This is a genomic window from Myxococcales bacterium (assembly GCA_016717005.1).
Lineage (GTDB): Bacteria > Myxococcota_A > Polyangia > Haliangiales > Haliangiaceae > UBA2376.
On sequence record JADJUF010000049.1, the window covers coordinates 157,551 to 171,230 of the forward strand.

The 13,680-nt window shown below is 74.5% G+C and carries 8 protein-coding genes and 1 pseudogene; 2 read left to right on the forward strand and 7 right to left on the reverse strand.

Translation table 11 applies throughout. The features are described from left to right. Positions 1 to 2: 2 nt before the first annotated feature. Positions 3 to 3,143: an efflux RND transporter permease subunit gene (locus IPL61_39870; protein MBK9037338.1), complete on the forward strand. Its 3,141-nt coding sequence runs from the start codon at positions 3 to 5 to the stop codon at positions 3,141 to 3,143. Position 3,144: 1 nt separating this feature from the next. Here IPL61_39870 and IPL61_39875 read toward each other — a convergent pair whose 3' ends face one another. The 7 genes from IPL61_39875 to IPL61_39905 are packed head-to-tail and all read right to left on the reverse strand — an operon-like array spanning position 3,145 to position 11,074. Then, on the reverse strand, positions 3,145 to 4,023 hold the full coding sequence (locus tag IPL61_39875) for an ABC transporter permease (protein MBK9037339.1): 879 nt from the start codon (positions 4,021 to 4,023) through the stop codon (positions 3,145 to 3,147). Continuing rightward, on the reverse strand, positions 4,020 to 5,024 hold the full coding sequence (locus tag IPL61_39880) for an ABC transporter permease (protein MBK9037340.1): 1,005 nt from the start codon (positions 5,022 to 5,024) through the stop codon (positions 4,020 to 4,022). Before IPL61_39880 ends, IPL61_39875 begins: the two co-directional genes overlap by 4 nt. Further along, positions 5,021 to 6,547 (reverse strand): ATP-binding cassette domain-containing protein, encoded by a 1,527-nt coding sequence (locus IPL61_39885; GenBank protein ID MBK9037341.1) that lies wholly within the window; start codon positions 6,545 to 6,547, stop codon positions 5,021 to 5,023. Before IPL61_39885 ends, IPL61_39880 begins: the two co-directional genes overlap by 4 nt. Beyond that, positions 6,544 to 7,575, reverse strand: a complete 1,032-nt coding sequence (locus tag IPL61_39890; GenBank protein ID MBK9037342.1) for a BMP family ABC transporter substrate-binding protein — start codon at positions 7,573 to 7,575, stop codon at positions 6,544 to 6,546. Before IPL61_39890 ends, IPL61_39885 begins: the two co-directional genes overlap by 4 nt. Before the next feature lie 58 nt (positions 7,576 to 7,633). Next, positions 7,634 to 9,160 carry an ABC transporter permease subunit gene (locus IPL61_39895; GenBank protein MBK9037343.1) on the reverse strand — a complete coding sequence of 509 codons (1,527 nt, stop codon included), beginning with the start codon at positions 9,158 to 9,160 and terminating at the stop codon, positions 7,634 to 7,636. Beyond that, a complete protein-coding gene (locus tag IPL61_39900) occupies positions 9,153 to 9,905 on the reverse strand; it encodes an ATP-binding cassette domain-containing protein (GenBank protein ID MBK9037344.1) in 753 nt (250 codons plus the stop codon). The genes IPL61_39895 and IPL61_39900 overlap by 8 nt, the downstream gene beginning before the upstream one ends. 17 nt (positions 9,906 to 9,922) lie before the next feature. Further along, positions 9,923 to 11,074, reverse strand: coding sequence for a hypothetical protein (locus IPL61_39905; GenBank protein ID MBK9037345.1), 1,152 nt, complete (start codon positions 11,072 to 11,074; stop codon positions 9,923 to 9,925). An 80-nt stretch (positions 11,075 to 11,154) separates the two neighbouring features. Here IPL61_39905 and IPL61_39910 point away from each other — a divergent pair. Next, positions 11,155 to 13,382, forward strand: a pseudogene (locus tag IPL61_39910) (M3 family metallopeptidase). The last annotated feature ends 298 nt before the right edge of the window (positions 13,383 to 13,680 follow it).

The following is a 13,680-nucleotide window of genomic DNA, read 5'->3' on the forward strand; positions in this document are numbered from 1 at the left end:
CGATGGTCGAGTTCTTCCTGCGCCGCCCGGTGTTCGCGTCGGTGTGCGCGATCATCATCACGATGGCCGGCGCGATGGCCGTGCCGACCCTGCCGATCGCTCAGTACCCCGACCTGGCGCCGCCGCAGGTGACCGTCAGCGCCAGCTACCTCGGCGCCAGCGCCGAGGCGGTCGAGAGCGCCGTCACGATCCCGCTCGAGCAGGAGCTCAACGGCGTCGAGGGCATGAAGTACATCTCGTCGACCAGCTCCAACGACGGCCGCAGCCAGATCTCGATCACGTTCGAGCCGACCCGCGACCTCGAGGTCGCCGCGGTCGACGTGCAGAACCGCGTCGCCCGCGCCGCCGCGCGCCTGCCGGCCCAGGTCAACGAGGCCGGCATCGTCGTCAACAAGGCCTCGACCCAGCTCCTGTGCAGCTTCGGCTTCTACACCGCGGACGATCGCTACGACCCGGCGTTCCTGTCGAACTTCGCCGACGTCTACCTGAAGGACGCGCTCAAGCGCATCCCCGGCGTCGGCGAGGTCCGGATCTTCGGCGAGCGCAAGTTCGCGATGCGGGTCTGGCTCGATCCGACCAAGCTGGCGCGGCGCCGGCTCACCGGCCAGGACGTGCTCCGGGCGCTGCACGAGCAGAACATCCAGATCGCCGCGGGCCAGCTCGGCCAGCCGCCGTCGGCGCCCGACCAGCCGTACCAGCTCGCGGTCCGGGCCCAGGGCCGCCTGATCGAGCCCGGCGAGTTCGGCGCGATCGTGATCCAGCGCGGCGACGCCGGCGAGCTGGTGCGCCTCGCCGACGTCGGCCGGGTCGAGCTCGGCGCCGAGAACTACGGCCAGGCGCTCCTGTTCAACGGCCACCCCGGCGTCGGCGTCGGCATCTTCCAGCTCCCGACCGCCAACGCGCTCGACGTCCGCGACGCGGTCGTCGCCAAGCTGCACGAGCTCGAGGCGACGTTCCCGCCCGGCCTCGCGTACGAGTCGGGCACTGACACGACGCTCGCGGTGCGGGCCTCGGTCGAGGAGGTCGAGACCACGCTGGTCATCGCGATCGCGCTGGTGATCCTGGTGATCTTCCTGTTCCTGCACGGCTGGCGCAGCGTGCTGATCACCGCGCTGACCTTGCCGGTGTCGCTGGTCGGGACCTTCGCGTTCGTGCAGCTGTTCGGCTTCTCGATCAACACGCTGACCCTGTTCGGCCTGACCCTCGCGACCGGGCTGGTCGTCGACGACGCGATCGTCGTGATCGAGAACATCGAGCGGCTGATGCACGAGCGCCGCCTGCCGGCCCGGGCCGCGGCCTCGGCCGCGATGCGCGAGGTCGCGGGCGCGGTCATCGCCACGTCGATCGTGCTGATCGCGGTGTTCGCGCCGATCGCGTTCTTCCCTGGCACCACCGGCGCGATCTACCGCCAGTTCGCGCTGACGATCGCGGCCTCGGTCGCGATCTCGACCTTCTGCGCGCTGACCTTGACCCCGGCGCTGAGCGCGCTGCTGCTCAAGGCCCACCACGGCCCCAAGTGGCTGCCGTTCCGGATCGTCGACGGCGCGCTCGACGGCACCCGCCGCGCCTACGCCGCCACGCTCGGGTGGATCCTGCGCTACCCGCTGCCGGTCCTGGCGGTGTTCGTCGCGTGCCTGGCGCTGACCGTGCACCTGTTCCGCTCGACCCCGACCGGCTTCATCCCGGCCGAGGATCAGGGCTACCTGATCATCTCGGTCCAGGGCCCCGACGGCATGTCGTTCACCGACAACCAGGCGGTCGTGCGCGAGGTCGCCGACGTCCTCGACGGGATCCCCGAGGTCAAGGCCCGGTTCATGGTCTCGGGGTTCCAGTCCGGCAGCACCGGCTCCAACCTGGCCCAGATCTTCGTGCCGCTGATCCCGTGGGACCAGCGCCCGGGCCGCGCCCAGTCGGTGGCCGGCCTGGTCGAGCGCCTGCGCGGCCCGCTGGCGCGGATCGGGCGGGCCCGGGTCACGCCGTTCCAGCCGCCGACCATCCGCGGCGTCGGCGCGGTCGGCGGCTTCCAGTTCGTCGTCGAGGACACCGGCGTCGGCCGGCCGCTCGACGAGCTGGCCGCGGCCACCGGCGCGCTGGTGGCCGCCGCCAACGGCGATCCGCGCCTGCGCGGCATCTTCACCTCGTTCACCGCCAACGCGCCGATCGTGTCGGTCGAGGTCGACCGCGAGAAGGCCAAGGCGCTCGGGGTCCAGGTCGACCAGCTCTACGGCACGTTGCAGCTGTTCATGGGCAGCCAGTACGTCAACGACTTCAACTACGCCAACCGGACGTACCGGGTGTACCTGCAGGCCGACGCGCAGTTCCGCGACGCGCCCGACGACATCGGCGCCTACTACGTGCGCACCGACGCCGGCGACATGGTGCCGATCGAGGCCGTGGCCACGGCCCGGCCGACCACCTCGGCGCAGCTCATCCGGCACTACAACCTGTTCCGCTCGGCCGAGATCAACGGCGCGGCCGGCCCGGGCGTGTCCTCGGGCCAGGCGCTCGCGGCGATGGAGGAGATCGCGGCCCGGACCCTGCCCGAGGGCATCGTCACCGAGTGGACCGGCATCAGCCTCGAGCAGAAGGAGTCCAGCAGCCAGACCGGGCTGATCTTCGCGCTCGGCCTGGTGTTCGTGTTCCTGGTGCTGGCGGCCCAGTACGAGAGCTTCGTGCTGCCGCTGGTGATCATCCTCGCCGTGCCGCTCGCGGTCCTGGGCGGGCTGGGCCTGCAGGTCGCGCGCGGCCTCGACAACGACGTGTTCTGTCAGGTCGGGCTGGTCATGCTGGTCGGGCTGGCGAGCAAGAACGCGATCTTGATCGTCGAGTTCGCCGAGCAGCTGCGCCGGGCCGGCCAGGCGCCGCGCGCGGCGGTGATCGCCGCGGCCAGCGTCCGACTGCGCCCGATCCTGATGACCTCGATCGCGTTCTTGCTCGGCGTGCTGCCGCTGATGCTGGCCCACGGCGCCGGCGCCGCCGCCCGCAACTCGCTCGGCACGACCGTCTTCGGCGGCATGCTGGTGTCGACGGTGGTGAACCTGATCTTCATCCCGGCGATCTACGTCGTCGTGCGCCGCCCGGCCCGGGCCGCGCCCGACGGGCCGCCCGCGGGTCAGCTGGGCGCGACCGCGCCGTCGGCGTAGCTCACCACGGCTGACCGAGCGCGCGCGGCGGCGGCGTGCGCCGCGGCCACGCCGCCAGGAGCGCCAGCGCCAGCGCGTACGGCATGAGCTTCACCAGCTCGGGCGGCAGGCCCAGCCCGCGCGACTGCATGCGGAACTGCGCCGCGTCGGCCGCGCCGAACGCCACGCACAGGAGCGCCGCCCGGCCCGGGCGCCAGCCGCTCATGATCACCGCGACCAGGGCGACGTAGCCGCGCCCGCCCGACGCCTCGGCGACGAAGCCGTCGACCGGCAGCGACAGCTGCGCGCCCCCGAGGCCGGCCAGCGCGCCGCCGAGCACCACCGCGGTCCAGCGCACCCGCGCCACCGAGACGCCGGCGGCGGCGGTGGCCTCGGGGTGCTCGCCGACCGCGCGGATGCGCAGCCCCAGGCGCGCGTGCCACAGGCCCACCACCGTCACCGCCACCAGGGTCCCGGCGATCCACGTCAGCGGGTTGGTCAGGACGGTCGTGCCCAGCCCGTCGATCTTCGGCGAGTTGGTGCCCTGGCCGTAGCGCACGCCCAGGAAGTAGCGCGTGAACCCGAACGCGCCCAGGTTGAGCGCGATGCCGGTGACCACCTGCTCGGCGCCGAGCCGCACGCTCCACAGCGCCTGGATCGCCGCGACCCCGGCCCCGGCCCCGGCCGCGGCCACCACGCCCACCGCCAGCGAGCCGGTCTCGTAGGTGACCACCGCCGCCGCGAACGCGCCCATGAGCAGCTTGGCCTCGAGCGCCAGATCGATCACCCCGCTGCGCTCGGTGACGGTGCCGCCCAGCGCCGCGAGCACGTACGGGATCGAGATGCGGATCACCTGGGCGACGAACCCGAGCGTGACGAGCGACGCCAGGAACCCGGTCACGGCTTCCTCCGCCCGAGCGAGGCCGCGGCCACCAGCACGATCACCGCCTGCAGCACGTCGACCATCTCCTTGGGCACGTCGCCGGTGACGCCGAGCCCGCCCTGGGCCAGCGCGCCGAACAACAGCGCCGAGGCGATGATCGCCAGCGGCCGGCCCTGGGCCAGCAGCGCGACCGCGACCCCGACGAAGCCGACCCCGCGGCCGAGGCCGTCCTCGTACGCGTGCTTGTGGCCGAGCACGAAGTGGGCGCCGGCCAGCCCGGCCATCGCGCCGGCGGTGGCCATCGCCGACACCCGCGCGCGATCGACCGCCAGCCCGGCGGCGCGCGCGGCCTCGAGGCCGCGCCCCGCCATCTGCCAGCCGAAGCCGACGGTCGTGCGCGCGAACAGCCACGCGACGACGACCGCGGCCGCGATCGCGCCGACGACGCTGACCGAGGCGCTCGAGCCGGCCAGACCGAGGTCGGGCAGCTGCAGCGCCGGCGCGATCGTCCGTGTGCGGGTGGACTCGCCGACGAACAGGCCGCGGTTGCCGAGCCACAGCGCGACCCCGCCGATGATCGTGTTGAGCAGGATCGCGACGATCACCTCGTGGGCGCCGCGATAGACCCGCAGCGCGCCGGTGGCGGCGCCGACCGCGGCGCCGGCCGCCATCGCGACCACGACCGCGACCGCGATCGCGAGCACCGCCGGCAGCTCGGCCGGCAGCGCCGCCGCCACGACCGCGCACGCCAGCGCCGCCGCGGTGAGCTGGCCCTCGCCGCCGATGTTGAACAGCCCGGCCCGCAGCGGCACCGCCACCGCCAGCCCGGTGAACACCAGCGGCGTCGCGCGGAACAGCACCTGGCCGACGCTGGCGCCGTCGCCCAGCGCGCTGGCGAACAGCTGCCGCCACAGCGCCACCGGCGACGCGCCGGCGACGATCATCAGCAGGCTGCCGGCCGCGGTCGCGGTCAGGATCGCGATCGCGACCGCGCGGACGGTGGCGGCGCGCCCGGTCACGGCGACGCCCCCGCCATCCAGGCGCCCAGGCGCGTGCGCGCGTCGGCCGCGGTCAGGGCCGCGCCCGCCAGCTCGCCGACGACGTGGCCGCGGTGCATGACCAGCACGCGGTGCGCGAGCGCGAGCAGCTCGTCGAGGTCCGACGCGATCAGCAGCACCGCGGCGCCGTCGATCGCCGCCTGGCGCAGGCGCGCGTGGATGCGCGCGACCGCGGTCAGATCGACGCCGCGGGTCGGGTGGACCGCCAGCACCGCGCGCAGGCCGGGCCGGTCGAGCTCGCGCGCGACCACCAGCTTCTGCTGGTTGCCTCCGGACAGCGCGCCGGCGCGCGCGTCGGGATCGGCCGGGCGCACGTCGAGCGCGCCGAGCGCGTGGGCGGTCAGCCGCGCCAGCGCGCCTCGATCGATCGTCACGCCCGTCGTGACCTCGGCCAGGCGCCCGAGCGCGACGTTGTCGGCCACGGTCGCGTCGGCGACCAGGCCGTGGAGGTGGCGATCCTCGGGCAGGTGCGCGAGGCCCAGCGCGCGCCGCGCGGCCACCGACGCGCGGGTCACGTCGGCGCCGCCGATCGCGACCGTGCCGGCGGCGACCGGCCCGAGCCCGGCGATCGCCAGGCCCAGCTCGCGCTGGCCGTTGCCCTCGACCCCGGCGACGCCGACGATCTCGCCGGCCTTGACCGCCAGGCTGACGCCGACCGCGCCGCCGCCGCGCGCGCCCGGCGCCACCAGCTCGCGCACGGTCAGCCCGGCGGTGGCGTCGGCGGCCGGCGCCGGCGCGCGCGCCGACGGGGGCGGCGGCTCGCCGCCGATCATGGCCCGGGCGATCTCGGCGGTGGTCACGTCGGCCGACCAGGACGCGACCGTGCGGCCGCCGCGCAGGACCGTGACCTCGTCGGCGACGCGCACGACCTCGTCGAGCTTGTGGGTCACCAGCACGACCGCGCCGCCGGCGTCGGCCCGCGCCCGGATCATGTCGAGCAGCGCGTCGACCTCGGCCGGGGTCAGGAGCGCGGTCGGCTCGTCGAGGATCAGCAGCCGCGACGCGCGCGCCGAGACCATCGCCAGCTCGGCCCGCTGCTGCTCGCCGACGGTCAGCGCGCCGGCCAGCGCGTCGGGATCGAGCGTCTGGCCCAGCTGCGCCGCCGCCGCGACCAGCGCCCGGCCGGCGCCGGCGCGATCGAGCAGGCCGCCGCGCATCGGCTCGTGGCCGAGCGCGGCGTTCTCGGCCAGGGTCAAGGTCGGCACCAGCATGCCGTGCTGGTGGACCATGCCGACGCCGAGCGCCTGGGCCCGCGCCACCGAGTGCCGCGCCAGCTCGACCCGCTCGCCCAGCTCGAGCTCGCCGCCGTCGGCGCGCTCGAGGCCGTAGACGATCCGCATCAGCGTCGACTTGCCGGCGCCGTTCTCACCGACCAGCGCGTGGACCGTGCCGGCCTCGACCTCGAGCTGGCCGTCGGCCAGCGCCACGCACGCGCCGAACCGCCGGCTGGCCCGCACCCGCAGCGCGATCGTCGGCGCGGTCATTGCGACGGCACCACGATCTGCCCGGCGATCACCTCGGCGGCGATCGCCCGGGCCCGGGCCGCGACGTCGGGCGTCAGCAGGCTGGCGTTGTCGCGGTTGGCGACGAAGCCGACGCCGTCGTCGGCCAGGCCCAGCTCCCGGACGCCGCCGTGGAAGCGCCCGGCCACGACGTCGGCGATCACGTCGTAGACCGCGACGTCGACCTGCTTGACCATGCTGGTCAGCACACAGCACGGCGCCTCGTGGAACTGATCGGAGTCGACGCCGATGACCCGCGCGTGCCGGGCCCGGGCCGCGGCGATCACGCCGGCGCCGGTCTTGCCCGACGCGTGGAAGATGATGTCGGCGCCGCCCTCGTACTGGGCCTCGGCCAGCTCCTGGCCCAGCGCCGGATCGGCGAAGGCCTTGGGCTCGGTGCCGGCGTAGGCCGAGAACACCTTGCAGTCGGGGCACACGTGCTTGACCCCGGCGACGTAGCCGGCCTCGAACTTGCGGATCAGCGGGATCTTCATGCCGCCGATGAAGCCGACGATGCGCGTGCGCGTGGTCAGCCCGGCGATCGCGCCGACGACGAAGCTGCCCTCGTGCTCACGGAACCGCAGCCCGGCCAGGTTGGGCGGCGGCATGTCGGCGCCGGTCGGCGCGTAGTCGACGCCGGCGAACGCCACGTCGGGGGACTCGCGGGCCAGGCGCTCGAGGTCGGCCGAGAAGATGAAGCCGACGCCGATCACCAGGTCGACCTCGCGGGCGGCGAGCTGGCGCAGCGCCGCCTCGCGATCGGCGCCGTCGGACGGCTCGATCGTCGTGATCGCGACGCCCAGCTGATCGCGGGCCCGCACCAGCCCGCGCCACGCGACGTCGTTGAACGAGCGATCGTCCTTGCCGCCGATGTCGAACACCAGGCCGATCCGGATCGGGCGGGTCGACGTCGACGGCGGCGGCGCGCGCGTCGGCGCCAGCGCCGCGCCCACGATCAACAGGGCGACGTTGACGAGGACCAGCGCGGCGACCGGGCGCCAGGACGGCACGCCCTGACGGTACACCCAACCCCGGCGCGCGGTCCGGCGCCCGCCGACGTCCGGATCGTCACCCGGGCGGATCGAGCCGCAGCCCACGCGGGACCAGCGCGCGCCCGAGCAGCTCGAAGACGACCTGGACGATCACCGCCAGGGCCGCCGCCGGGAGCGCGCCCTCGAGGATCAGCGCGGTGTCGTCGAGCCGCACCCCGGTCAGGATCGGCTGGCCGTAGCCGCCGGCGCCGACCAGCGCGCCGATGGTCGCGGTGCCGACGCTGAGCACCGCCGCGGTCTGGACCCCGGCGACGATCGCCGGCGACGCCAGCGGCAGCTCGACCCGCACCAGCCGCGCCCACCGGCCCAGGCCGAGCACGTCGGCCGACTCGAGCAGCGGCGGCGAGATCGCGGTCAGGCCGGCGTGGGTGTTGCGCACCACCGGCAGCAGGCTGTACGCGACCATCGCCGCGACCGCCGGCGGTCCGCCGATGCCGAGCAGCGGGATCATCAGCACCAGGAACGCCAGCGACGGCACGGTCTGGACCACGCCGACGACGCCCAGCAGCGCCAGCCCGGCCCGGCGGTGGCGCGCCGCCAGCACGCCCAGCGGCAGCGCCAGCGCCAGCGCCATGACCAGCGCCGCCGCCACCAGCGCCACGTGCTCGCGGGTGCGCGCCCAGATCCGGGCGGCGCGGCCGGCCGCGGTCCGGGTCACCCGCAGGCCCAGGCGCGTGCGCACCAGCGTCGCGGCCACGTCGATCTCGGGCACGCGGTCGAGGCGCGCGCGCGCGTTCATCGCGATCATCGTCGGCGCGTCGATCGCGCCGGCCAGGCGCCGCCACCCGGCCACGACCGCGGGCGCGCCTGGGGCCCAGGCCTCGCGGTACAGCAGCACCGCGTCGTACGACGGGAAGTAGCCGCGGTCGTCGGTCAGCACGCGCAGGTGGTAGCGCTCGATCTCGGCGTCGGTCGTGTACAGGTCGGTGACGTCGAGCGCGCCGTCGACCACCGCCCGGTAGGCCAGCGCGTGATCGAGGCCGCGGACGTCGCCGTGCGGCAGCCGGTAGTGCGCCGCCAGCCCCGGCCAGCCGTCGTCGCGATCGAGGAACTCCGAGCTGAACCCGAGCGCCAGCGCCGGGTGCGCGGCCAGATCCGACAGCGTGCGCACGCCCAGCGCGGCGGCTCGGGCCTCGGTCATGCCCAGCGCGTAGGTGTTCTGGAACCCGAGCGGGCCGATCATGCCGATGCCGCGCCGGGCCAGCGCCGCCCGCAGCGCCGCCAGATCGCCGCGCGGCAGGGCCTCGTCGGCGAGCAGCTCGAGCGCCAGCGTGCCGGTGTACTCGACGTACGCGTCGATCTCACCGCTGGTCAGCGCGGTCCACAGGATCCGGGTGCCGCCCATCTGGGCCTCGTGGGTGACCGTCGCGCCCGACGCCTCGGCGACCTGCGTGACGATCTCGCCCAGGATCACGCCCTCGGTGAACGCCTTCGAGCCGACCCGGACCTGGGGCCCGGCGGCGGCGGGCCGGGCCAGCGCCACCGTCAGCGCCAGCGCCGCGATCGCGGCGACGCCGCAGCCGCGCCCGCGCCGCTCACGCATCGGCGCCCTCGGCCGCGAGGTGCAGGCCCCGCTGCGCCCGCACGAACCGGCGCACGAAGTCGTCGGCCGGCGTCGCCGCGAGGCTGGCGATCGTGCCGCGCTGGATCACCCGGCCGTCGCGCATCAGCACGGCGGTGTCGGCGAGGTGCGCGGCCTCCGCCAGATCGTGGGTCACGACCAGCACGGTCTTGCCCAGCCGGGTGAACAGCGCCCGCAGATCGTCCTGCAGCTCGGCCCGCACCATCGGATCGAGCGCGCCGAGCGGCTCGTCGAGCAGCAGCACCTCGGGGTCGTGGACCAGCGCCCGCATCAGCGCCACCCGCTGGCGCTGCCCGCCCGAGAGCTGCACCGGGAACCGGGCCAGGAGCTCGACCGTCAGGCGCACCAGCTCGGCCAGCTCGGCGACGCGCGCGTCGCACCGCGCCCGGGGCCAGCCCTGCTGCCGCGGCGCCAGCACCACGTTGGCGGCGGCGGTCAGGTGCGGGAACAGGCCACCGTCCTGGATGACGTAGCCGAGGCGCCGCCGCGCCGCCGCCAGGCCGCGCACGGTCAGCGGCTCGCCGCCGAGCTCGACGGCGCCGGCGTCCGGGCGGAGCAGCCCGGTGAACAGGCGCAGCGCCGTCGACTTGCCGCTGCCGCTCGGGCCGATCAGCGCGACCCGCGCGCCGCGCGCGACCTCGAGCGTGACCCCGTCGAGCACGCGCCGGGGACCGTACGCCTTGACGACGTCGCGCAGGAGCAGCACCGCGCGAGCCTACCCGATCATCGCCCGCGCTCCGGCGCCTCGGCCGGCACCAGCGCCGCGGCCCGCTCGACCCGCTGGCCGTCGACCGCGATCGTCCGGCCCTTCACGCGCAGCCGGTGGCGGGTGCCGAGCGCGAACTGCGCGAACGCCTCGGCGCTGGTCGTGAAGCCGATCCGGTGCGCGCCGTCGTAGGCCAGGGTCACGACGTAGCGGGCGCTGCGGCGCTCGCGCTCCTGCTGCTTGGGCGCGAGGTCGGCGCCGACCCGCGCCTCCTCGACCGGCCACCGCAGCTCGGTGGTCGCGGCCCCGGCCGCCGCGACCGCGCGGTGCTCGCCCCAGTCCCAGATCCGGTAGGCGATCGCCTCGGCGTAGCGCGGCTCCTTGCGGTAGCGCGGCACCTGCCGGGTCCGGTCCTCGCTGCAGTAGCGGGTCGAGCACGAGGTGCCGCCGCCGGTGCACGAGGTCGTGCAGGTGGCGAAGCCGTTGCCGTTGTCGCTGCAGCGCTCCGAGCAGCTCTCGGGCACCGACACGCAGTCCTGGCCGCACGCGACCTGCTCGGTGTAGTGCTCGGTGTCGTAGCCGTCGAGGACGTCGTCGTAGTGGTGGACCTTGTCGCCGAGCGAGCGCACCTCGAACGCGGCGGCGGGCTGCTCCTGGCGCCAGCCCTCGCGGTCCCAGATCTGGTAGCGCTCGACGGTGATCGTGTGCTCCCAGCGCACCGCCGCGACCGTGGCCTGGTAGGTGCGGGCCCGGGTGACCCACAGGTAGCCCAGCACCAGCGCGAGGCCGACCGACGCGACGATGACGGCGGTGCGGTGGCGGCGGAGCCAGCGCTTGCGCCGCTGCCACCCGGTCGGCGGCGTCCCGCGGATCGCGTGCTCGCGCACCGCCTCGGAGATCGACGCGCCGCACCGGCCGCAGGCGTCGTCGAGGCGGCGCTGATCGCTGCCGCAGTACGCGCACCGCCAGTCGGGCCCGGCGGTCGCCATGCGCACGAGCGCCGCGTCGGTGACCGTCGGCGCGGCCGCGGTGTCGCCGGGCATCTCGTACTTCTCGCCCTGGTCCTTGGGATCCCCGCACGCCTGGCAGACCTTGTGGCGCCCGAGGTTGCCGTGCCCGCACGACGAGCACCGCCAGGTCATCTCGATCTGACGGCTGCCCGGTGGCACCCGCCGACGATACCAGGCCCGCGGCGATCCGCGCGACCCGCGCGCGCCGCGTCCGCCATCCGCGGGTACACTCCCGCCCCATGGCTCGCTCGCTGTTCCTGGTCCTGGGCCTCGCGACCCTCGCGTCGTCGTGCTGCCCGCAACCGAAGCCGAAAACGGAGACCGTCGCCGTCATGCCCAAGCCCGATCCCGTCGATCCACCGGCCCCGTCGCCGCACGCCGCCGCGCTGGCCGAGGTCGCCCGCCTGACCGAGCTGGCCAACCGCGATCCGCTGCTGGCGCCGTGGGCCGGCAAGGACGGCGGGGTGCCGCCGTTCGATCACATGCAGCCGGCGGCGTTCCCGGCCGCGTTCGAGATCGGCATCGCGCTGCGCGCCGCCGAGCTCGAGGCGATCATCACCGATCCGGCGCCGCCGACCTTCGCCAACACGATGGTCCCGATCGAGGACGCCGGCCGCCACCTGGGCCGGGCCGCGACCTTGTTCGGCGTCCTGACCTCGGGCCTCAACGGCCCCGAGGCCCAGGCCCTCGACGAGGTCTGGTCGCCCAAGCTGGCCGCCGCCACCGACCAGGCCATCAACTTCAACCAGCCGCTGTTCGACCGCATCGCCGCGGTCCACGCCGGCCGCGCCGGCGCCGGCCTCGCGCCGATCGAGCTGCGCCTGATCGAGAAGACCTACGAGGACATGGTCCGCCGCGGCGCCAAGCTCGACGCCGCCGGCAAGGCCACCCTGGGCGCGATCAACCAGGAGCTGGCGAGCCTCTACACGACGTTCGGCAACAAGGTCCTCGCCGACGAGGACACCTGGACCGTCCTCGACACCAAGGCCGACCTGGCCGGGCTCCCGGCCGACCTGGTCGCGAGCTACGCCGCCGCCGCCGCGGAGCGCAAGCTGCCCGGCAAGTGGGCGGTGGTCAACACCCGCTCGAGCGTCGACCCGTTCCTGGCGGCGTCGGCCCGGCGCGATCTGCGCCAGCGCATCTGGACCGCGTTCAAGAGCCGCGGCGATCACGGCGACGACCACGACACCAAGGCCACGATCGCGCGCATCGTCAAGCTGCGCGCCGAGCGCGCCGCGCTCCTGGGCTACCCCAGCCACGCCCACCTGCGCATGGCCGACACGATGGCCAAGGACCCGGCCAAGGCCCAGGCCCTGATGATGCGGGTGTGGCCGGCGGCGGTGCAGCGCGTCCACGAGGAGGTCGCCGCGATGGCGCCCTTCGCCAAGAAGGACAAGCTCAAGGGCCCGATCGAGCCCTGGGACTACCTCTACTACCAGGAGAAGGTGAAGGCCGCGAAGTACAAGTTCGAGAGCGACGAGCTCAAGGCCTACTTCGCGCTCGACAACATGATCGCCGCGTCGATGGACATGGCCGAGCGCCTGTACGGCCTGACCTTCGCCGAGATCACCGGCACGGTGCCGACGTTCCACCCCGACGTGCGGGTGTGGGAGGTCAAGGACAAGATCTCGGGCGCGCTGATCGGCCTGTTCTACGGCGACTACTTCGCCCGCGCCGGCAAGCGCTCCGGCGCGTGGATGTCGAGCTACCAGTACTTCGAGGACTTCACCGGCACCCGCCGCCTCCCGATCGTCTCGAACAACAACAACTTCGTGCGCGGCGCCGCCGGCGCGCCGATCCTGATCTCGCTCGACGACGCCGAGACGTTGTTCCACGAGTTCGGCCACGCGATCCACTACCTCGTCGCCGAGGTCGGGCACCCGGCCCTGGCCGACACCCCGTCGGACTTCGTCGAGTACCCGTCGCAGGTCCACGAGATGTGGGTGCTGACGGCGCCGATCCTCGACAAGTTCGCGCGCCACTACCAGACCAAGGCCGCGATGCCGCAGGCGCTGCTCGACAAGGTCGCGGCCGCGCGCACGTTCAACCAGGGCTACGGCACGGTCGAGTACCTGTCGGCGGCGATCGTCGACATGGACCTGCACACGATCCCCCCGACGGCGTCGTCGACCCCGCCGCGTTCGAGCGCGACACCCTGGCCAAGCTGGGCGCGCCGCGCGAGGTCGCGATGCGCCACCGCCTGCCGCAGTTCAACCACCTGTTCACCAGCGACGAGTACTCGGCCGGCTACTACAGCTACCTGTGGAGCGACGTCATGGCGGCCGACACGATCGCCGCGTTCCAGGAGGCGGGCGACGTGTTCGACCCGACGATCGCCGGCAAGATGAAGCAGTTCATCCTCGCGCCGGGCAACGCCACCGACCGGGCCGAGGCCTACCGCCAGTTCCGCGGCCGCGACCCCGACGTCAAGGCGCTGCTGGCCAAGCGCGGCTTCCCGACCAAGTAGCCACCGCGCCGAGCCGCACCCGCGCGCCCGCGGAGTCACCGCGGCGGCCACGCGCGCGGGCGCGCAGCATGATCGGGCCTGCACCAGGTGCGCGGCGCCGCACTGCCCGGGGCTGCGGTCGTCGTCATCCACGGTGCCCCACCAACGACGCCCCGAACCTCGCCCGCGCTGCCGACCGCGGGCATCGTGCGCGAGCCGTGTCCACGGCCAGGGTCCCGGCTGGGGCCCTCTTCTGTCTTCTGCGTCCGTGGGACGACCGCCCCGACCGTCCGATCACGACGCCTTCAGGCTGTCGTCT

What these genes read in the sequence shown, in the direction of transcription:
- IPL61_39870 (MBK9037338.1), top strand. Translation starts at nt 3, where the DNA reads ATGGTCGAGTTCTTCCTGCGCCGCCCGGTGTTCGCGTCGGTGTGCGCG.
- IPL61_39885 (MBK9037341.1), bottom strand. Translation starts at nt 6,547, where the DNA reads ATGACCGCGCCGACGATCGCGCTGCGGGTGCGGGCCAGCCGGCGGTTC.
- IPL61_39895 (MBK9037343.1), bottom strand. Translation starts at nt 9,160, where the DNA reads ATGCGTGAGCGGCGCGGGCGCGGCTGCGGCGTCGCCGCGATCGCGGCG.